The sequence below is a fragment of the Paenibacillus sp. SAF-068 genome (assembly GCF_051967555.1).
In the GTDB taxonomy this organism is placed as follows: Bacteria; Bacillota; Bacilli; order Paenibacillales; family Paenibacillaceae; genus Paenibacillus.
Genome location: NZ_JBQCJX010000001.1, coordinates 567,389 through 586,914 on the forward strand (window position 1 = coordinate 567,389; position 19,526 = coordinate 586,914).

Annotated in this window: 22 protein-coding genes, 4 tRNA genes and 1 riboswitch; of the genes, 13 read left to right on the top strand and 13 right to left on the bottom strand. The window is 48.5% G+C overall.

The window, feature by feature from the left end:
- Positions 1–65 precede the first annotated feature (65 nt).
- Positions 66–764 (bottom strand): ArsR/SmtB family transcription factor, encoded by a 699-nt coding sequence (locus ACTHPG_RS02315; protein WP_440387472.1) that lies wholly within the window; start codon positions 762–764, stop codon positions 66–68.
- A gap of 163 nt (positions 765–927) precedes the next feature.
- Here ACTHPG_RS02315 and ACTHPG_RS02320 point away from each other — a divergent pair, with 163 nt between their 5' ends.
- Positions 928–1,530 (top strand): flavin reductase family protein, encoded by a 603-nt coding sequence (locus ACTHPG_RS02320; RefSeq protein WP_440390092.1) that lies wholly within the window; start codon positions 928–930, stop codon positions 1,528–1,530.
- A gap of 94 nt (positions 1,531–1,624) precedes the next feature.
- The gene (locus tag ACTHPG_RS02325) at positions 1,625–2,296 is read left to right on the top strand and encodes an MgtC/SapB family protein (protein WP_440387473.1); all 672 of its coding nucleotides are present in this window, start codon (positions 1,625–1,627) and stop codon (positions 2,294–2,296) included.
- A gap of 69 nt (positions 2,297–2,365) precedes the next feature.
- Here ACTHPG_RS02325 and ACTHPG_RS02330 read toward each other — a convergent pair whose 3' ends face one another.
- Complete coding sequence (locus tag ACTHPG_RS02330) at positions 2,366–3,262, bottom strand: Cof-type HAD-IIB family hydrolase (protein ID WP_440387475.1); 897 nt, start codon at positions 3,260–3,262, stop codon at positions 2,366–2,368.
- A 4-nt stretch (positions 3,263–3,266) separates the two neighbouring features.
- The gene (locus ACTHPG_RS02335; protein ID WP_440387476.1) at positions 3,267–4,043 is read right to left on the bottom strand and encodes a DeoR/GlpR family DNA-binding transcription regulator; all 777 of its coding nucleotides are present in this window, start codon (positions 4,041–4,043) and stop codon (positions 3,267–3,269) included.
- Positions 4,044–4,360: 317 nt separating this feature from the next.
- On the opposite strand from ACTHPG_RS02335, the gene ACTHPG_RS02340 reads away from it, so the two are divergent.
- From ACTHPG_RS02340 to ACTHPG_RS02355, 4 genes are all read left to right on the top strand, one after another.
- Positions 4,361–4,432 (top strand) — tRNA-Glu (locus tag ACTHPG_RS02340).
- A 106-nt stretch (positions 4,433–4,538) separates the two neighbouring features.
- Positions 4,539–4,614 (top strand) — tRNA-Lys (locus tag ACTHPG_RS02345).
- 17 nt (positions 4,615–4,631) lie between these two features.
- Positions 4,632–4,714 (top strand) — tRNA-Leu (locus tag ACTHPG_RS02350).
- A gap of 172 nt (positions 4,715–4,886) precedes the next feature.
- The gene (locus ACTHPG_RS02355) at positions 4,887–5,312 is read left to right on the top strand and encodes a helix-turn-helix domain-containing protein (protein ID WP_440387477.1); all 426 of its coding nucleotides are present in this window, start codon (positions 4,887–4,889) and stop codon (positions 5,310–5,312) included.
- A gap of 106 nt (positions 5,313–5,418) precedes the next feature.
- On the opposite strand, the gene ACTHPG_RS02360 is transcribed toward ACTHPG_RS02355, so the two are convergent.
- Genes ACTHPG_RS02360 through ACTHPG_RS02385 form a run of 6 tightly spaced genes read right to left on the bottom strand, consistent with a single transcriptional unit; the run spans position 5,419 to position 10,202 of the window.
- On the bottom strand, positions 5,419–6,390 hold the full coding sequence (locus ACTHPG_RS02360) for an urease accessory protein UreD (RefSeq protein WP_440387478.1): 972 nt from the start codon (positions 6,388–6,390) through the stop codon (positions 5,419–5,421).
- On the bottom strand, positions 6,296–7,015 hold the full coding sequence (gene ureG / locus ACTHPG_RS02365; protein ID WP_017690021.1) for an urease accessory protein UreG: 720 nt from the start codon (positions 7,013–7,015) through the stop codon (positions 6,296–6,298). The genes ACTHPG_RS02360 and ureG overlap by 95 nt, the downstream gene beginning before the upstream one ends.
- A 32-nt stretch (positions 7,016–7,047) precedes the next feature.
- Positions 7,048–7,743 carry an urease accessory protein UreF gene (locus ACTHPG_RS02370; protein ID WP_440387479.1) on the bottom strand — a complete coding sequence of 232 codons (696 nt, stop codon included), beginning with the start codon at positions 7,741–7,743 and terminating at the stop codon, positions 7,048–7,050.
- A gap of 34 nt (positions 7,744–7,777) precedes the next feature.
- Positions 7,778–9,496 (bottom strand): urease subunit alpha, encoded by a 1,719-nt coding sequence (ureC, locus tag ACTHPG_RS02375; RefSeq protein ID WP_440387481.1) that lies wholly within the window; start codon positions 9,494–9,496, stop codon positions 7,778–7,780.
- Positions 9,493–9,882: an urease subunit beta gene (locus tag ACTHPG_RS02380; RefSeq protein ID WP_440387482.1), complete on the bottom strand. Its 390-nt coding sequence runs from the start codon at positions 9,880–9,882 to the stop codon at positions 9,493–9,495. Before ACTHPG_RS02380 ends, ureC begins: the two co-directional genes overlap by 4 nt.
- A 17-nt stretch (positions 9,883–9,899) precedes the next feature.
- Entirely contained in the window at positions 9,900–10,202 is a 303-nt protein-coding gene (locus tag ACTHPG_RS02385; RefSeq protein ID WP_440387483.1) for an urease subunit gamma, read from the bottom strand.
- A 315-nt stretch (positions 10,203–10,517) separates the two neighbouring features.
- On the opposite strand from ACTHPG_RS02385, the gene urtA reads away from it, so the two are divergent.
- The 5 genes from urtA (at position 10,518) to urtE (ending at position 15,360) form a co-directional block, all read left to right on the top strand.
- The gene (urtA, locus tag ACTHPG_RS02390) at positions 10,518–11,714 is read left to right on the top strand and encodes an urea ABC transporter substrate-binding protein (RefSeq protein ID WP_440390094.1); all 1,197 of its coding nucleotides are present in this window, start codon (positions 10,518–10,520) and stop codon (positions 11,712–11,714) included.
- Positions 11,715–11,896: 182 nt separating this feature from the next.
- On the top strand, positions 11,897–12,802 hold the full coding sequence (gene urtB / locus ACTHPG_RS02395; protein WP_440387485.1) for an urea ABC transporter permease subunit UrtB: 906 nt from the start codon (positions 11,897–11,899) through the stop codon (positions 12,800–12,802).
- Between the two features lie 21 nt (positions 12,803–12,823).
- Positions 12,824–13,915, top strand: a complete 1,092-nt coding sequence (gene urtC / locus ACTHPG_RS02400; protein WP_440387486.1) for an urea ABC transporter permease subunit UrtC — start codon at positions 12,824–12,826, stop codon at positions 13,913–13,915.
- Complete coding sequence (gene urtD / locus ACTHPG_RS02405) at positions 13,878–14,687, top strand: urea ABC transporter ATP-binding protein UrtD (protein ID WP_440387487.1); 810 nt, start codon at positions 13,878–13,880, stop codon at positions 14,685–14,687. Before urtC ends, urtD begins: the two co-directional genes overlap by 38 nt.
- Entirely contained in the window at positions 14,665–15,360 is a 696-nt protein-coding gene (urtE, locus tag ACTHPG_RS02410) for an urea ABC transporter ATP-binding subunit UrtE (RefSeq protein ID WP_440387488.1), read from the top strand. Before urtD ends, urtE begins: the two co-directional genes overlap by 23 nt.
- Positions 15,361–15,393: 33 nt before the next feature.
- Here the strand turns inward: urtE and ACTHPG_RS02415 are convergent, their stop codons facing one another.
- From ACTHPG_RS02415 to ACTHPG_RS02425, 3 genes are all read right to left on the bottom strand, one after another.
- A complete protein-coding gene (locus ACTHPG_RS02415; RefSeq protein ID WP_440387490.1) occupies positions 15,394–16,029 on the bottom strand; it encodes a hypothetical protein in 636 nt (211 codons plus the stop codon).
- 26 nt (positions 16,030–16,055) lie between these two features.
- Positions 16,056–16,265: an XRE family transcriptional regulator gene (locus ACTHPG_RS02420; protein WP_440387492.1), complete on the bottom strand. Its 210-nt coding sequence runs from the start codon at positions 16,263–16,265 to the stop codon at positions 16,056–16,058.
- Between the two features lie 256 nt (positions 16,266–16,521).
- Positions 16,522–17,223, bottom strand: coding sequence for an urease accessory protein UreF (locus ACTHPG_RS02425; RefSeq protein WP_440387493.1), 702 nt, complete (start codon positions 17,221–17,223; stop codon positions 16,522–16,524).
- Between the two features lie 444 nt (positions 17,224–17,667).
- On the opposite strand from ACTHPG_RS02425, the gene ACTHPG_RS02430 reads away from it, so the two are divergent.
- Positions 17,668–17,750: transfer RNA gene (locus ACTHPG_RS02430), tRNA-Leu, on the top strand.
- A 150-nt stretch (positions 17,751–17,900) separates the two neighbouring features.
- Here ACTHPG_RS02430 and ACTHPG_RS02435 read toward each other — a convergent pair.
- A complete protein-coding gene (locus ACTHPG_RS02435; RefSeq protein WP_440387495.1) occupies positions 17,901–18,380 on the bottom strand; it encodes a glutathione peroxidase in 480 nt (159 codons plus the stop codon).
- Positions 18,381–18,749: 369 nt separating this feature from the next.
- Positions 18,750–18,925: riboswitch (cyclic di-AMP (ydaO/yuaA leader) on the top strand.
- A 115-nt stretch (positions 18,926–19,040) separates the two neighbouring features.
- Between ACTHPG_RS02435 and ACTHPG_RS02440 the strand changes: the two genes are divergently transcribed.
- Entirely contained in the window at positions 19,041–19,439 is a 399-nt protein-coding gene (locus tag ACTHPG_RS02440; RefSeq protein WP_235193755.1) for a hypothetical protein, read from the top strand.
- Positions 19,440–19,526: the final 87 nt, after the last annotated feature.

Sequence of the window (19,526 nt, forward strand, 5' to 3'; positions counted from 1 at the left end):
ACGGTCAGTGTGAAGGGGATTTTTTGCGTTCTGATCTTTGGTTTATATATCGACTACATTTCGGCCTAAAGTGAAATGTTCAACACCTCGTATAGGCCTTTCTTGCCTGCTTCTGTTACTTCAACAGAGCGGCCCCCTGTCTTTTGACGAATCCAGTCCAGTTCCGATAGTCGATGTCTAAGTTGTTCCCCAAGCATGCCTGAGAGATGATGACGTCGCTCGCTCCAATCCAGACATTTACGAGCGATAGCCCGGCGTGATTCCCGCTTCACGTGAAGTTCAATCCCAAACGTGGTAAACCACTGCACTCCTTGCTCCGTAACTTGATAATCCTTATGATGTGCTTCTTCGGGCTCTGCAAGATAACCCTTCTGTACTAAGGCTTCACAGAGCGAGATTCCCAATTTCCCGGCCAGATGACCATAACAGGTCCGTGCATAACTCAGTTGTTGAAGCTGATCGGATTGTTTCAGAGAGCGGATCTGTACAGGCGGGGCGATACTGGCCATCGTTTCAATCAGATTAGCAATTTCTTTGTTTGCAAGACGGTAGTATCGGTGGCGGCCTTGCTGTTCAACTTCCAGTAATCCCCCCTCTACGAGTTTGGCTAGATGGCTGCTTGCCGTCTGGGGCGTGACGCCTGCCATATGAGCGAGCTCTCCTGCGGGCAACGCCCGGCCATCCAGTAAGGATGACAGAAAAATGGAGCGACTTGGATCGGCGATTAACGACGCAATAACAGTAATATTCGGATATACATTCATACTTCGATCATATCTGAACTATTACTGTATTACAATTCTGTTGTATCGTCCCATACGGGATTGATTGAGCTTATAAATGAATGGATTGGAACAGGAGAGATACAGGATGAAAAAGATAACGAAGCAGAATCTTACTACAGAGCGATCGTCCAAGGGGCCAGAAATGAATAAACATGAAACGATGAATCCGAGTATTTTATATTATGGTACGCCCGTATTGCTGCTAAGCACATTAAATGAGGATGGCTCAACCAACCTGTCACCATTATCCTCATCTTGGGCGCTGGGGGATTGTCTGGTTCTCGGTCTCGGCACACAGGGCAAAGCCTATGAAAATCTGAGTCGGCACCCGGAGTGTGTGATTAATTTACCAGATGCGACCATGTGGAGACAGGTTGAGGCATTAGGGCGTTATACGGGAGTCACCCCGGTTCCTGAGGAGAAAAGGCAGATGGGTTATGAATATTGTTATGATAAATTCACTGCAGCTGGACTGACATCCGAATGCTCGGTTCAGGTGGCACCAGATAAAATAGTTGAATGTCCGCTTCAGATTGAAGCGGCTGTTCAACAGATACGTATTCCGGAACACACACCGTTCATGGCGATTGTGGAAGTGAAAGCGTTGAAGGTGCACGCGCACACCAGACTAATAGCTGGACCGAACAAGATTAATCCAGAAGAATGGCATCCACTGATATATAATTTCAGACTTTATTACGGATTGGGAGAAAGACAGGGGAGCAATTTTCGGTCAGAGAATTGACCAGAGTGGAAGTTCAACTTATATAGTCAGGGAAAGATTGGGTAATAGTAAAGATACAAATGTAAGCATATACATAGTGAAAGAGGTGATGTGCATGGAAGTGGAATACTTGATGCGTGTCCTCATAGCTGGAATATGTGGTGTCCTGATCGGATATGAGCGCAAGAACCGAATGAAAGAAGCGGGCATCCGTACTCATTTTGTGGTTGCTGTCGGCGCTGCCCTGATGATGATTGTGTCGAAGTACGGATTCCAGGATCAGGCTGGCTGGGCCAATCTGTCTCTGGATCCGTCAAGGATCGCTGCACAAGTCGTTAGCGGTGTGGGTTTCATTGGAGCGGGCATGATCTTCACACAGCGGCACACGGTCAGGGGATTGACCACAGCGGCAGGCATATGGGCTACAGCAGGCATGGGGCTTGCTGTGGGTTCCGGTCTGTATTGGACAGGTGCAGGCGTGACACTGCTTATTGTCGTGGCACAGATGTTACTGCATAGACCCACACGCTGGCTGATATCCGCCCGAACAGAGACGTTAACCCTCCATCTGCAAAAGGAGGGAGAGGCCCTGAAGCGTGTTCTGGCACTGCTGGGACAGGAGAAGATATCGGTCATCGGATTTAAGACAGAACAGCAAACAAGCACAGACTACGTAGAAGAGACGGTGCTTGAGTTCACGTTGCAACTGCCGGGTTCATACCGGGGCGAGCAACTGATTATTTTGTTACAGGACGTGCCTCACGTTCGATCTGCTGAGTTAAAATGAAGAACACTAAACCTGCATGGATCCATAAGCGACCATGCAGGTTTAGTGTTTAATTCAATATGGGGTCGATTACTGACCTTCTCCGACAATCGTTTCTGGGCGGGACACTGGTTTGCCTTCAAGCAGGCACTCAATGGCATGGGCGACACCGTGCTCTACATTGGTCAGCGTTATGGCTTTGGCCAGTGCCTGGATTTCGGGTTCACCATTACCCATGGCAATGCCGAGTCCTGCCATTTGTAACATGGAGACATCGTTGAAGTTATCTCCGATCGCTACTGTATCTTCCATGGAGATGTTCAGGTGAGCCGCCAGTTTGGTGAGGGCATTTCCTTTGGATACGTCCGGGTGCTGCATTTCGAAGTTGTGCTCAAAGGATACTACCATTGCGACATCGGATCGGGAAGCGAAGTATTCTCGCCCCGTCTTTACTTTGTCCGGATTCATGGAGAAGGCCATAATATTATAGATATAGGCTTCTGCCGGAATTTCGAGGTGGCTGTTAACACGGTGGTAGTCTTTTTTGTCGTAGTGTTTCTTAATGCCCCGAATCATGCGTTCAATGTCCTCACCAGGGTTCGAACCAAGAACACGTTCCATCTCGGCGAGCAAGGTCTCATGACTGCTACGCGGGGCATAGATGCCTTGCTGCGTGGAAGCCTCATAATAGAAATCGTGCTCTTCCAGCCACTGCATGACAGAAGCTGCTGTGTCACGCTCAAGTGGAAGGTGGAATAGACGTTCACCGTCGGCATCATGAATCGTCGCTCCGTTGGAGCCGATAATCGGGGTTTTGATTCCGCCTTCGCGGCTGATGGTCACCACATCGGAATAGACGCGCCCTGTAGCAATGGTAACTTTCATTCCGGATTGTTGGGCCTTTTGGATGGCTGCGGCATTCTCCGGGCTAATCTGGCTGTCTCTATTCAACAAAGTTCCATCTAAATCTGTGGCAAATAATTTCATATATTTACAACTCCTTATCATCTGTAGGTTCAGGAATGAGAATCTCGACCTGTTGTTCGGCTAGAAAAGCAAGCCATTCTTTGGTTGGCCATTGATCCGTAATCAATACATCCACCAATGACCAGTCGGCAAAACGATAACCATAACGTCTATCAAACTTGGATTGATCTGCAAGAATAACAACTTTCTTGGCAGCTTTCATCATTTGGTGTTTTATTTTGCCTTCCTCTTCGGAAGCGCTGAAGCCGTCCATGGTGATACCGCCAATTCCGATAAAGGCTTTATCTACATAATAGTGGGAGAGGGTCTCGATCACAGAGGTACCGTAGACATAACGTTGTTCCTTATCGACTTTGCCCCCGAGTAAACGAATCTGGACTGCCGTGTGATTGGAGAGAAGATCAGCGGAATGAATCGAATTCGTAATGACGGTACAGGATTTGCCGTTTAAGTTCTCGGCACAGGCCTGCACAGTTGTGGAAGAGTCCAGAATAATAATCTCGCCTTGTCTTACAATGGCTGCAGCGAGCTTGCCGATGGCTCTTTTTTCCTCAGAAACATCGAGTAAACGGTCTTTGTAGGATCTGAATTCTTGCGGAGGAGGGGGGAGAATTGCGCCGCCACGTGTTCGAATAATGGCATCCTGTTCCTCAAGCTTGATCAGATCCCTGCGTGCAGTATCCCGTGATACATCAAACAAGGCGACAATATCATCTGCTGAGATGCGATTGTGTTTCCGTAGATGTTCAACAATGAGCTGCATTCGTTCTTCTTGAAACAAACATGTCACCTCCGGGTGTATGGATGACCGTACTTATACTGATACTTTAATTATAAGTATTCTTAATGTGATTTGCAATAATATAAGTGAACGTAAGTTTTTGTAAGTGTTTTAATGAATGGCTTACAATATTCCTGCACAGTGATGATATTGGTATGAATGGATGGAGTGAATGACGGGGCTCTGAGGAGTGATATGCAAGTAGTATGCAACGGACAAGAAAGGCTTGAAAAATAAATTTCAAAAAAAGTATTGCAAGTTCGAATTGTCCTGTGGTATACTCATTCTTGTCGCCAAGAAAGACAACTTGTTATTAAGGCCCGTTGGTCAAGGGGTTAAGACACCTCCCTTTCACGGAGGTAACAGGGGTTCGAATCCCCTACGGGTCATATCTTCACCACCTCATGAGATTTATATTTTCGATGAGAAATCCTCAAAGTCATTGCTCTTATGAACAAGAATGAAGCATGGCACATCCGGTGAAGTTTACAGCAAGAGCCATTAGCTCAGTTGGTAGAGCACCTGACTTTTAATCAGGGTGTCGAAGGTTCGAGCCCTTCATGGCTCACCATTTTTACAATTGAATATGCGGTCGTGGTGGAATGGCAGACACGCTATCTTGAGGGGGTAGTGGGTGTATACCCGTGGAGGTTCGAGTCCTCTCGACCGCATCACAGCAACAACGTTATAAGATAGACTTCCATGGTCATTCATGGGAGTCTATCTTTGTGTTATACGATATATCTCATCCTGCTCCAGGCATATAAAGGCTGAGCCTTCAGGAATAATGTGGTATAATTTAAGCAGATGAGTTGATTATTACGGTTGGAAGGCGGTTCTTGTATGCAGTCGATCTATGAGCGAATTGAACACCTGATTGCCGAACGAGGAATGACCAAGAAGGCTTTCTGCCAACAGCTGAAGATTAGCACAGGCAATCTGGGTGATTGGAAACGTGGCAAGTCTATTCCGAGTACGAATAAATTAATTGAGATTGCTTCGTTTTTTGATGTGAGCCTTGACTGGCTCATGATTGGTCGTCCATCGAAGGAAGCGATGGTTCGGGAAAAACGGGAGGATTATTTTTTTGACGTTTTGCGGCAATTGAATTGCCAGGAAAGTGAATTATCGACTGTGGAACAGTCTTTTATCAGCGAATATATTGAGTTCACCCGTTACCGCAAATCCAAGGAAAGCAAAGATGCAGGCGACTATCGTTATAAGTCTGAGAACAGATCAGAGAGTAACTCTGAAGAGAACGAAGCGTAAGTGATATGAGCAGCATCCATGGACTGAATGTACAAAACCTCTGGACTAATCCGAACATACTCGGAGACAGTTCAGAGGTTTTTTTGTTAGTTTATGCTCTATATCTTTATTTACGAAAAATAAGAGTTTCTTTGCCCAGCAGTTGGGGGCGGAGTGTGTTCCAAATCTGAAGGCACTGTTCTTGAAGTTCCCAAGCCGCCAGGCCAAGCAGTCGAACACCGATCCCCCCGGTTGCCAGCAAACTCGCACCTGCCAGCATTCGTCCATCGGGTGGCAGTGCGGATCTGACTACTTCCAACTCGGCAGTACCCAGACCCGGGGCAATCATCCACAACGCAGCGGTATGCGTATAGTGAAGGAGGGATGCTGAGTGTGTGGGATCATCGGTTTTTGGTTCAAGTCCGAATCGATCCCAGACAGCCAGTTGCTCACCTTGCCATATCTCCGTCAAGCTTCGGTAACGCTCGAATTGGAAAGCTTCTCCCCGATGAATCCGTCCGGCAGACCAGATGTCTGCATAGGCCAGAATCGCCTGGTCTTCCAGTTCAAAGGTTACAGCGAGTGAAGAAGAACTACCTTTGAAGGGAATGACGCATTCAGGAAAGTATTCCAGCGTGGCTCCTTTTCCCAACTGAAAATGATGATTGACGGATGAAGGAAGCGATGGTGTGGGATGAAGCCTTGTAGCTGACGTACTGCTTAGCATGACATGGGTTCCTTCGCCCAATACCCACTCGGAATGATAGTGATCCCCGTTAAGGACTCCGGGAGAGACGTCTGACGTGTAAATGCATAATTCGCTTCCGCCTCCGGGAGGTCGAAAGGATCGGCTGAACCGAAGCGGTGCGCTGTAATAACGATCGGTCATGACCGTCCGCTCTCCTTGAAAGGAGAAGGTGGCCCGAAGCTCGCTGCGGCGCGTGACGGGTTCACCTGGACTTTCGTTCCGAATGATCTCTGTTCCCATCGGGACAGAAGATGAATTAATGCGAGTGAGTGCCATGTTCATGGCTGTGTGAATGCAGATGTGCAGCGGAAGCGTCGTCATCCATATATTGATGTTCGAGCCAGTGGACAATCTCGGATACACCTTCACCGCTCATTAGATTAGACATGACATAAGGGCGGCCTTCGCGGACCCGCTCGGTATCATTTTTCATCACTTCCAGGCTTGCTCCAACATAAGGGGCGAGGTCGGTTTTGTTGATTAACAGCAGGTCTGAACGCGTGATGCCAGGACCGCCTTTACGCGGGAGTTTCTCTCCTTGGGCAACGTCGATAATGTAGATGAAGACGTCAGCGAGTTCCGGACTGAAGGCAGCAGAGAGATTGTCGCCGCCGCTCTCGATGAAGATCAGTTGAAGATCAGGGAAGCGTTCAATCAACTCGTCAACGGCTTCAAAATTCATGGAGGCATCCTCGCGAATAGCGGTATGCGGGCATCCGCCTGTCTCTACACCGATAATGCGCTCTGGTGCCAGGGCATTCTGGCGCAGCAAAATCTCGGCATCTTCCTTGGTATAAATGTCATTGGTGATGACAGCAAGGCTATAACGTGTACGCAGTGCCTTGGACAACTTCTCCACAAGGGCTGTTTTACCTGAACCTACCGGTCCGCCAATTCCAATTCGCATCGGACGACTCCGATCAAATGCCTTACGTTCCCACTCCGGATGATGCGTATGATTAGCTCCTCCACACATAACAATTCCTCCTAGTTAGATAAAAGTTGTAGTTAAGACATAAACAACCGCGCGGGTAAGGTTTCATGCCGCATGGCGTAGATTTCCTGGGCGATTCCGAAGCTGTGCATATCTACCGGGTCATTTTCCCGAATGAGTGCCCATTCCGCTTCAATATCATCGAGCAGCTTCTGAATCAGCATCTGCGCTTCGGTTTGTCCGATGGGCAACAGGCGAAGTGCGCTGTTCACATAAGCGTTAACCGAGGTATATAGATGCCCGGTAACGGCTTCATCCAATCCAATCTCCAATTGATAGTTGATATAACCGTGTATGGTCGTGATGCCGCAATACGCGCCGTATTCCCGTATAGCTTCATCGATCAGGGCAAAGTCCATCCACGGATAGAGTGACCGGGCGAGCTTGAGCAGTCGCTTTCCCATCTTGTGCCCGCTTTCCCTCATTTCCCGAGGGGAACGCTGGGCGTGGACACGTTTGTCATACAGGGCAAGTAGAGCGGCATCTTGTTGTTGTATCGCCTGGTAGACACCTTTGATGGCAAGGCCGTCTATTCGCACTAGACTGGAATGAAGCTGGCTGCGAATAAACTGTTTAAGCTGGGCGGTATTCCGCACGGTGCCATCATGCGTGTAAGCTTCCAGACCGAAGGAATGGGAGAAACCACCAATGGGCAGGGCTGAATCCAGCAGTTGAACGTAACGAAGCAGCTTTGTGCCACTATTCATCATGGGGTGCCCCCTTGTCAGCTAATCGGGATTCATATCAGAACATAAAGTACCGCTGTGCCATAGGCAACTCGTCTGCGGGTTCGCAGGTGAGAAGCTCGCCGTCAGCTCGTACCTCATAGGTTTCGGGATCGACTTCAATAACGGGGGTGACATCGTTATGAATCATGTCTTTTTTAGTAACCGAGCGGCAGCCTTTGACGGGTTCAACTCGTTTCTTCAGGCCCAATGTCTCTTTGATTCCTGCCTCTGCTGCGGCTTGGGAGACAAAGGTGATCGAACCGCTGGCAAGGGCACTGCCATAAGCTCCGAACATGGGTCTGCCGAATACGGGTTGAGGTGTCGGGATAGACGCATTGGGATCACCCATCTGGGCGAAAGTAATCATGCCACCCTTGATGACAATCTCCGGTTTGACACCGAAGTAGGCAGGGTTCCATATGATTAGATCGGCCAGCTTTCCGACTTCCACCGAACCGACAAGGTGTCCGATTCCGTGTGCGATAGCAGGGTTGATGGTGTATTTGGCGACATATCTTTTGATCCGATCATTATCGGAGGGAGAACCCGGGTTGAGTTCGAGTTTGCCGCGCTGTTTTTTCATTTTGTCGGCAGTTTGCCAGGTGCGGATGATGACTTCGCCCACTCGGCCCATGGCCTGTGAATCTGAACTGATAATGCTGAACACGCCAAGATCATGCAAAATGTCTTCGGCGGCAATCGTTTCGGGACGAATCCGCGAATCGGCAAAAGCGACGTCTTCCGGGATGGATGGGTCCAGGTGATGACACACCATCAACATATCAAGGTGCTCTTCTACGGTGTTGCGTGTGTACGGTCGTGTAGGGTTGGTGGATGACGGGATAACGTAGGACTCCCCAGCGGCCCGGATAATATCCGGTGCGTGTCCGCCGCCAGCGCCTTCCGTGTGGTACGTGTGGATTGTCCGTCCGTTGATTGCAGCCAGGGTATTTTCGAGAAAACCGGTTTCGTTCAGTGTATCGGTGTGGATAGCGACTTGAACATCATGTTCCCCGGCGGCAGTCAGGCAGGTATCGATAGCGCTTGGCGTAGTTCCCCAATCCTCATGCAGTTTCAGGCCGATTACACCCGCTTCAATCTGTTCGATTAAAGGTGCGGTGCTGGAGCTGTTGCCTTTACCGAGGTAACCGATGTTCATGGGAAAAGCCTCTGCGGACTCCAGCATTCGGTGGATATGCCAGGCTCCTGGTGTGCAGGTGGTGGCTTTGGTTCCTGTTGCTGGTCCTGTTCCACCGCCGATCATGGTCGTTACTCCAGAGGATAATGCGGTCTGAATCTGCTGTGGACAGATGAAATGAATATGGGTATCGATGCCGCCGGCGGTTACAATCATGCCTTCACCAGCGATGATTTCGGTGGAAGCACCGATGACCAGTGCGGGGTGAACACCATCCATTGTATCCGGGTTGCCGGATTTGCCAATGGCGCTGATATGCCCATCCCGAATGCCGATATCCGCTTTTACAATGCCCCAATGATCGATAATGATGGCGTTGGTGATAACAGTATCGGGAGTGCCGTCACTTCGCAGAGCGGAGGTGGATTGGCCCATTCCGTCGCGGATAACCTTGCCGCCCCCGAACTTGCTCTCATCGCCATAGACGGCATAATCATGTTCAATCTCTGCCCATAGTTCGGTATCCGCAAGTCTTACGGCATCACCAGTGGTGGGTCCGAACATTGACGCGTATTGTTCACGGCTCATTCGTTTCATGAAGGTTCACCTCCATCTTGTATGGGAGGGGAGAACGTCTTCAGGAATGCTTCCAGTTTTTGTGGATCAGGGGCCTGATCCGCAGAGCCTTCGGTTAATCCGTTGAACCCGTGTATCTGGCGTTTGCCGCCAAAGGTCGTAAGTTCGACCGGTTTCTCTTCACCGGGTTCGAAACGGACTGCGGTGCCTGCCGGGATATGCAGGCGATGTCCAAAAGCGGAAGCGCGATCGAAGTCCAGTGCTGCATTAACTTCATAAAAGTGAACGTGAGAGCCGATCTGGACGGGGCGGTCGCCGCGATTAAGGACAATCAGGCGCAAGGTTGGACGATCCGGATGACAGATGATATCGTCATCTGGTTTCAAGCGATATTCACCAGGAATCATGGCTTCTCCTGCCTTTCTCAGCGTATAGGTTCATGTACGGTAACCAGTTTGGTACCGTCAGGAAATGTGGCTTCTACCTGTACTTCAGGGATCATATCGGGAATACCATCCATACAGTCTTCGCGTGTCAGGATGGTGCCTCCGTATCTCATTAATTCGGCAACACTCATGCCATCCCGTGCCCGCTCCATGAGTTCGGAGGTCAACAGGGCTATGGCTTCGGGAACATTTAACTTGAGCCCGCGTGCTCTTCGTTCACGGGCGAGGTTAGCGGCCACGGTAATCAGGAGTTTTTCCTTTTCCTGCTCAGTCCAGTGCAAGGCAATCCGACCTTTCGCTTATAGAGTCTGATATATTCGTGGAACATATTGTATGTTAAATATACTCACACAGGGTGAACCCTTTGTCAATAAGCTTCAAAGCTTATTAGCAGCATGCATGAAACGAGTAGGCATAAAATAAAATTATGTAAGCTATATTGACATGAAGAGTGTAAGACTCCATAATTTGGATCAACGAACATTTCGGGTGTAAATGACCTTAATGTTCGGCAATAGACTAAAAAAAGGGAGTGTAGGCTATTGAAGAAGAGGACGGTCAAGTTATGGAGCATTTTGCTGGGTGCGGTCATGGTAATGACAGGATGTGTGGAGGGCACTGCTCCACCTGAAGTCTCAGGTTCGGGTGGTACAGGAGAGCCGGCTGCATCCGGTGATACGATTAAAGTGGGCATTCTTCACTCCCTCAGCGGAACGATGGCAATCAGTGAGGTATCTGTTAAAGATGCCGAGATGCTTGCTATTGAAGAGATTAACGCCGCGGGTGGAGTTTTGGGTAAGCAGATCGAGCCGGTAATTGAGGATGGTGCTTCGGATTGGCCTACTTTTGCGGAGAAGGCTGGAAAGCTGCTGCAACAAGATAAGGTCGCTGCTGTATTTGGCGGTTGGACCTCTGCAAGTCGGAAGGCTATGCTCCCGGTGTTCGAACAGAACAAAGGTCTATTGTTTTACCCGGTGCAATATGAAGGATTGGAATCGTCGCCAAATATTTTTTATACAGGAGCAACAACGAATCAGCAGATCGTTCCATCCGTAACCTGGTTACTGGAGAACAGGGGCAAGACGTTTTATCTGCTCGGTTCAGATTATGTTTTTCCAAAAACGGCCAATCAGGTCATTAAGGCACAACTCGCAGCAGAAGGCGGCGAAGTGGTGGGTGAGGAATATACACCGTTGGGACATACCGATTACAGTACCATCATTAGCAAAATCAAGGCTGCGAAGCCGGATATTGTATACAATACACTGAACGGAGACAGCAATGTGGCCTTCTTCAAACAATTGAAGGATGCCGGAATTTCTTCGGATCAGATGACAACCCTCTCGGTAAGTGTGGCGGAGGAAGAGATCCGTGGTATTGGCGCAGACGTATTGAAGGGGCATCTCGCTTCGTGGAATTATTATCAGACAACGGATACACCTGAAAATGCAACATTTGTAGCCAAGTACAAGGAAAAATACGGTGCTGATCGAGTGACAGCAGATCCGATTGAAGCGGGATATGTGGCGGTTTATCTCTGGAAGGCGGCGGTGGAAAAAGCAGGATCAACCGACGTAGAGAAGGTGAAGGCAGCTGCGAAGGGTCTGGAGTTTGATGCACCGGAAGGTAAAGTAACCGTGGATGGAGAGAATCAGCATATCTACAAAACCGTACGGATCGGTGAGGTACAGGAAGATGGGCAGTTCAAGGAATTGTGGAATTCTGGTGCGCCTGTCAAACCGGACCCTTATCTGAAAACGTATGAATGGGGAGCTTCTCTTAGCGCTAAATAACATAGAAACCTCGTAATAAATAAAGGTAACTTGCTTCAAAGCAGCCGATTCATAGACGAGGGTGTGACAACACATCCTCTCACCGTATCGCGGTAAAGCGTTACCGTTATGCAAAACGTGAGAGTGGTGCGAATTGAAGTGATGTGAACTATCGAGAGTCACGTATGGAGGAGGGGATAACGATGGATATGTTTATCCTGCAGATGTTCAATGGTCTGAGTATCAGTTCAATTTTGTTGTTGATTGCACTTGGTCTGGCGGTAACGTTTGGGCTGATGAATGTGATCAATATGGCTCACGGTGAACTGATTATGATCGGTGCATATGCAACGTATGTAACACAAAATCTGTTCATGTCCTATGCTCCAGCGGCGTGGTTTGGTGCCTACTTTGTTGTTGCTTTGCCGATTGCGTTCATCGTAGCTGCTCTGATTGGCTGGTTGCTCGAAGTGGTGCTGATCAGGCATCTATATGGCAGGCCGCTGGATAGTCTGCTCGCGACCTGGGGTGTAGGGATGATGCTGCAACAACTGGCCCGTACAATATTCGGTGCACCAAATGTGGGGGTATCCAGTCCGGCTTGGCTCAATGGAGGGTTGGCGATCTCGGAGGGCATTATATTTCCGTACAAGCGAATTTTCATTATCGCACTGGTTGCGGTTGTGCTGCTGTGTATGTATCTCTATATCTATCGAACATCTTCCGGAAGACGAATGAGGGCTGTGATGCAGAACCGAAGTATGGCGGGGTGTCTTGGGATTTCGACCCGACGGGTGGATGGCATGACCTTTGCCATTGGTTCGGGCATCGCCGGAATTGCTGGTTGTGCGTTAACACTTATCGGTCCAATTGGTCCTTCCCTTGGTACCTATTATATTGTGGATGCGTTCATGGTCGTTGTTCTGGGTGGGGTGGGGAAATTGGTTGGAACCGTGTGCGGTGCGCTGGGGATCGGCATGTTCAACACATTGTTCGAAACATATACCTCGGCCTCGATTGGCAAGGTGCTTGTGTTTGTATGTATCGTTGCTTTTCTGCAATGGAAACCACGCGGCTTGGTCGCGATGCGCACACGGAGTCTCGATTAACGTGAAGAAGGGGGTTAGTTCATGTCGGCATTACTCAAAACTGGCAGTCTGAAAATGAGGATTATCTGGGCGGTTGTACTGATCATGATGTGTCTTGCTCCGCTGATCTCCACGGAGTTTCGTCTGAGCCTGTTAGCCAAGTTTTTGGCACTGGCGATCCTGGCCATCGGTCTCGATCTGATCTGGGGGTATGGGGGTGTGTTGAGTCTTGGGCATGGGGTATTCTTTGGTCTGGGTGGGTACGCGATGGCGATGTATCTGAAGCTTCAGGCCAGTGGAGCAACACTTCCTGACTTCATGGGATGGAGTGGTCTCAGTGGTCTGCCGTGGTTCTGGGAACCATTTCGCTCTTTCCCCGTGGCGCTGATATTGGGGATAGCCCTTCCGGCATTACTCGCCTTTGCCCTGGGGTGGTTTACGTTCCGTAACCGGATCACCGGTGTTTATTTTACCATCCTGACTCAGGCTTTGGTTCTCATCACAGTGACGTTATTTGTTGGCAAACAGGAATGGACGGGTGGAACGAATGGCATTACCGGATATAATTCAATCTTTGGTTTTACACTTCATTCCGCTGGAACAACCATTGTTCTCTACTATATAACGCTTGCTGTTCTGGTGATCGCGTATGTGCTCTGTCGTCGAATGGTGAACAGTCGTTTCGGTCAGGTGCTCGAAGCGGCGCGTGATGGAGAGAATCGGGTGCGATTCCTCGGATATGATCCGGCAGGATACAAAACGCTGGCTTTTGCCTTTTCCGGTGCACTTGCAGGCATCGCGGGCATGCTGTTTGTTCTTCAGGTAGGCATTATCTCGCCATCCATGATGGGCATTGTTCCTTCCATTGAGATGGTCCTCTGGGTTGCACTGGGTGGTCGCGGTACGCTTATTGGAGCGGTTATCGGAGCGGTGGTGCTGAATGCAGCCAAAACAGGCATCAGCGAAGCTTACCCTGAAGGATGGCTGTTTGTCATTGGTGGGCTCTTTGTAACGGTCGTCTTGTTCATGCCTAACGGAATTGTGGGTGTGTATCGTCATGTTGTTCGCTTGCTGAAACGGAGAGGAGAAAGTGCACATGTCCAAGTCACTCGGGAAAAACCTGAAGTCTACTGAGGATTCAGCGGTTCTGATCGCCGAGGATATTACGGTGGCATTTGGCGGGTTCGTTGCGGTCAAAGGAATGAATCTGAAGCTGCATGAGCATGATCTGCATTTTCTGATTGGACCGAATGGTGCAGGGAAAACCACGATGCTGGATGTGATATGTGGTAAAACCAAACCCATGTCCGGCTCGGTGAAAATAGCGGATGGCACGGAATTGACGCGACTGAGAGAACACCAGATTGTTCGCAAAGGTGTAGGACGCAAATTCCAGGCGCCATCGATCTTCGCAGGTCTGACGGTGCAGGAGAATCTGACACTGGCGGCAGAGACTCGCCGTTCTCCTTTGCAAGCCATCGGTATTCGTCGATATGGGAAAATGAGTGCTGCCATGGAGCGTGTTACCCTCCAGATTGGTCTGCAAGATCGCGTCTATGCTCGTGCAGGGGCGTTATCACATGGGGAGAAGCAGTGGCTTGAGATTGGCATGTTGCTTCTGCAAGAGCCGCGTTTGTTGTTACTGGACGAACCAGCCGCAGGCATGACGGATGAAGAAACACACAAGACCGGGCGACTTCTGCAAGAGATTGCGTGTGAACGCTCGGTTGTGGTGGTGGAGCATGATATGGAGTTTGTACGAGAGTTCGCAGCCAAGGTAACAGTAATGCATGAAGGGAAACTGCTGAAGGAAGGTACGATGGCGGAGGTACAGGCAGACCCGAAAGTGGCTGAAGTGTATCTGGGTAAAAGGAGGGATGACCATGCTGTCGCTGCAACGAATTGAATCCGGCTACGGGGAAAGCAATGTGCTACGTGGAGTGAACCTGGACGTAAAGCCTGGACAGGTGGTGTGCCTAATGGGCCGTAACGGTGTAGGTAAAACAACATTGATGAAAACATTAATGGGCCTGCTCAAAACACGTAAAGGCAGTATTCAGTGGCAACATCAGGAGTTATCTACCTTGGACACAGCCAAGCGGGCAAGAGCAGGGATTGGTTATGTACCGCAGGGGCGGGAGATTTTTCCGCAGCTTACGGTGAAAGAAAACTTGTTGCTTGGCCTGGAGACAAGTGCGCCGGGGGTAAAGGTGTTCCCAGAGGATGTGCTGGCGATGTTTCCAGTGCTTGCTACGATGTATGGACGGCAGGGCGGGGATCTGAGTGGTGGGCAGCAGCAACAGTTGGCATTCGCTCGTGCGTTGGCTTCACGTCCCGGGTTGTTATTACTTGATGAGCCGACAGAAGGCATTCAGCCTTCTATCGTGGAGGATATTCGGCAGGTTATTTTGCAGCTCAAGGCAAAGGGAGACCTCTCGGTTCTGTTGGTAGAGCAAAGTATTGATTTCGTGCGAAGTGCCGCAGATTATATCTATATTATGGACAAAGGAACGATCACCTTGCATGGGACACCGCAAGAACTGGATATGTCGCAGTTTGAACATCATCTGTCTGTGTGATTCCTGTTAGCGTGTGGAGTATAAAGAAAGGTTTCAGGAACGCTTGTCCAGAATATTTGAGTATTTCGGGTATAACCGCCGGATGCATTCCGGGCAGATGTCATGGGTAAATTCGGCGTGGGTATGCTTCTCCAGATAACTCTCAACGGAGTTCCAATGTTCCTTTTCGTCCTTGATTTGTTTGCAGACAGCGCAAATAGGCAGGAGTCCGCGCAATGTGCGCACGTCAGACAGGGCCTTTTTTAATTGGCGTTCTGTCTTTTTCTGTTCGGTAATATCCATGTGTGCAATCAGAGCGAGATCGATATCCAAAATTGAATTCGCATGAGACAGAGGGGTGAGTTCCACGCGAAACCACCGCTCTTCGTTGCATGCCGCATGCACGCAGATGTCATATGTATGATTTCGATGAAAAGGTACTCCGCGTTCTTTCAAATTCTGTGCGACAAGTGCCGTGTGTGCGTTCTTGCTTCGTATTGCCCAGGCTTCCGTCAGATGCAGGTAATGTGTATGATTACTGCTCGCTTCCGGGTTGAGTAATGATTGGCCGAGTCCCTGTTGCCATGCGCGGTTACAACTGTGGATAACCCAATGGTGATCAACGATGATGAGTTGGTGACGAATGGACTGGAACGATAGCCTCTCCAGATCGGATGTAACATGTCTCATGGATGGGGCCCTCCTTGGCAGAAATTTTATCTCAGTTCATCTGGAATATCCAAAATGTCAGCAACCAGGTGTCTGAATCGGGTGGCTTTACGCGTGCCGTGAATGAGATTGGATAAACGGTAGGGTGGGATGCCATGCTGTTCGCAAAAGGTCTTCTGGTCCACTTGAAGTTCGGTTAGCCGTCGTTTGATGGCCCATCCGAACGGGGTCACTGGTTTTTTCTTGTTCTTGTTCAAAAGGGTTCACCCCTGGTTAGAATGTAGTATTCAGTCGCCATTTCTTCGTGTAAAATATATAGAGATGCGAGCTGTGTATTTTATTATATACGTAAATCCGTCATCTAACAATTAAAAAAGACGGAAAAAAGTGTATTTTGTGATGTTAAATGGCGTAAATACGTTAAATAAACAAATAAAACGACAAAAAACACGACGGCAAGGAGGTTGCCGCGTGTTTTTGTGTTTGTCTGAATGAAGGGGAGAAGGAAGAGGATTAGGCTCTGTAGGCATGAAGTCCAGCTCCAAGCATATGGAAACTGGGGAAAAATGATTTCATGGACATCGAGGTTGGTTGTACCAGTCCATCCGCAGCCGAGGCGCATACGGTATTCCATTCATTCTCCAGATCTGAGGCCAGGCGTACCATCAGATCTTTGGTTATATCGTTGTTCAGGGGAATGACTTTGGAGGCTTCGGTTATGCAGGCATTCATGGCTGAATGCAGGTAACCAAGGACCGCTTCCTCGACCGGGATGTCGAGGTGATGGTTAATCCAGGCGTGAACAGTGGAGAGGCAGCCAACCGAATCATATTTGGCGAAGATCTGTTCGAGCTGGCTGAAATCAATCCAGGGGTGCAGAGCGCGTGCCAGTCTGATCAATCGTTTTCCCATGGCGGCAGCTTGTTCTCTGAGATCTCCAGGAGTTCGCTGAACGTGGACCAGTTTATCGATCAGAGCTATCCGCCATGTATCCTTGTGATCTGCTGCGGTATAGATGCCTTTGATGGCCATGCCTTCAAGACGAACAATGCTGGGATGCAACTGACAACGCATGAATGATTCGAGATCTTCAGCATTACGAATGGTACCCTCCCTGATATGGATATCCATGCCGAAGGAATGGGTAAACCCTCCAACCTGAATAGAGGAATCAAGCAGTTTGACATAATCGAGCAGCTTATTCCCACGGTTCACAATCATTCGCCTCCTGTGTTCGTTAAATGTCATTTTAAATGACATTTATATTCCTTTTTGTTAACTTTATGTTTGAAAATCCGAATTATATGATAGTTATCATCCCATAAATGTCCGCTTTTTGTCAATAGTATCTGTTGAATTTAATGAATAGATTCTGATATTTAATATTTATGTCATTTTATATAACCTATTGTGTTATTTGTGTGGCGAAGTGCAGGGAGGACTATATATAAGGAAGGACTACATATTAATGAATCAACAAGATCGGCTCTAGCCGGAAAAGAGGGGATCAAATCTAAGGATATGCAGTTCATGGATAAACATGACGAGAATATGCGTTTTTTGAGGAAAATGCCTGGCTGAAAAAGAAGGTTTAAAAAATACTTTACTTTTATTTCTGAACCCGGTATAATCAATTCTGTTGCCGATTATTTACGACATGCGGTCGTGGTGGAATGGCAGACACGCTATCTTGAGGGGGTAGTGGGCGTATGCCCGTGGAGGTTCGAGTCCTCTCGACCGCATCATATGAACGATGAAGAAGAAGCTTTCCTTTAATGGAGAGCTTCTTTTTTTGTGTCTTTTCGAACAGTCGGGTATCCAGGGGTGAGAAAAAAGGCCATCCATTCCCGGGGGTAATGGTGCTCTACCTTCCGGCACGGGTGGCCAATGTACTATTTTTGCAGCAAATTCTTGATATCTTCTTCAATCTTGTCAGGTGTTGTTTTCGGAGCATAACGCTTAATTACCTGTCCGTTCTGATCCACAAGGAATTTGGTGAAATTCCATTTGATTGCTTTGGAGCCAAGCAGGCCTGGTGCTTCTTTGCTAAGGTGCTGGAAGAGAGGGTGAGCGCTTGAGCCATTCACATCAATTTTCTCAAACATCGGGAAGCTTACGCCATAATTCATCTGACAGAACTCGGCGATATCGTCGGAAGAACCTTTTTCCTGTGCAAATTGGTTGCTTGGAAAACCAAGGACTTCAAACGGGGCATCTTGGAACTTGTCTTGCAGTTCTTGCAGACCTTTGAACTGAGGGGTAAGTCCGCATGAGCTTGCGGTATTTACAATCAGTAACACTTTATCACGGTAGTCGGACATTTCAACTTCTTGGCCCCGAAGGGTATTGACTTTGTATTCGTAAACTGTCATCTAATCGCCTCCATGATATCATCTGATACCTCTTATTATATTGGATGCAATTAAATAATGCAAAACTAATATGGTGTTAAAAGAACCAAAACGGGCAAGTTGTGCAGAATACGTGAATGAAATGCGAAGTGACTTTCGTCAGAGTGAGAATTAGATAGCCTTGAAGAGATGGATAGAGTATAACCATGTTGTAAGCGTTATTATGGATCGGTATTGGCGAAAATCTGTCGATTCGGTGATCTGTACGGACTTTACACCGTCATGGTACGGGTGTATGATTCATAACGTAATTTCAATTTAAACTAAATTGTACCTGAAAAACGAAACAAACGATAATATCGCTCGATCTGATCTTAAGATATACGAACGATGTTTTAATCGCTGAGTTTCCATTCAGTCATGAGTGGGAAACGGGGGAACCAACAGAATGCGCTGTCCAGGACAGTAGGCATTCATGGGGTGAATTTTCCGGTGACAGCCGGAAATAGGGCGACTCTCGCGCCCGAATCCGTCAGCTAACCTCGTAAGCGTTAAAGGGAGAGGCAACAAGCCGTACGCTGGTTCATGGTGTTTTCGCCATGGATTCTTTAAGAAGCGTTCGGGAGGCCTTGGTCCCCCACGCTTCTTTTTTGTTGTCTTTTCACGCCAAGGGAGGAACGAATGATGGATACTGAGATGATCTTAGTGACTGCTCCAAATGAAGCAGGACGCAAATTTATCAAATTGCTGATGTACAAAAAAATGCCGTTTGCCGTTCTAACCAACAGTGCAGGGGAAGAGCGCAGACTCCGTAGAATCGGGGTAGAGCATGTCATTCGCATGAATACGGCTGCAGCTCAAAAATGGTTTTTGCCGCAGGGCAGCGTGGGCAACGTGTTTATTTTTGAGAACAGCCTGAACCTGACTTGCCGTTATTTACAGATCTGCCGTTCATGGACATCGAAATCCCTGTGCGTCATTACGGAACAGAGTCATCCAAAGGGCATCTATCGGGGCATGGGCGCAGACCGGATTGTATATTCACTCAATGGGGAAGTCGGCTTTCTCCTCAATGGTTAATGCCATAGCTTGTGATTGCTCAGGTGTAAGGTGCCTGTTATAATTGAATGTATCGATAAACGGAAATTTGAGGAGACTCATGCAAGA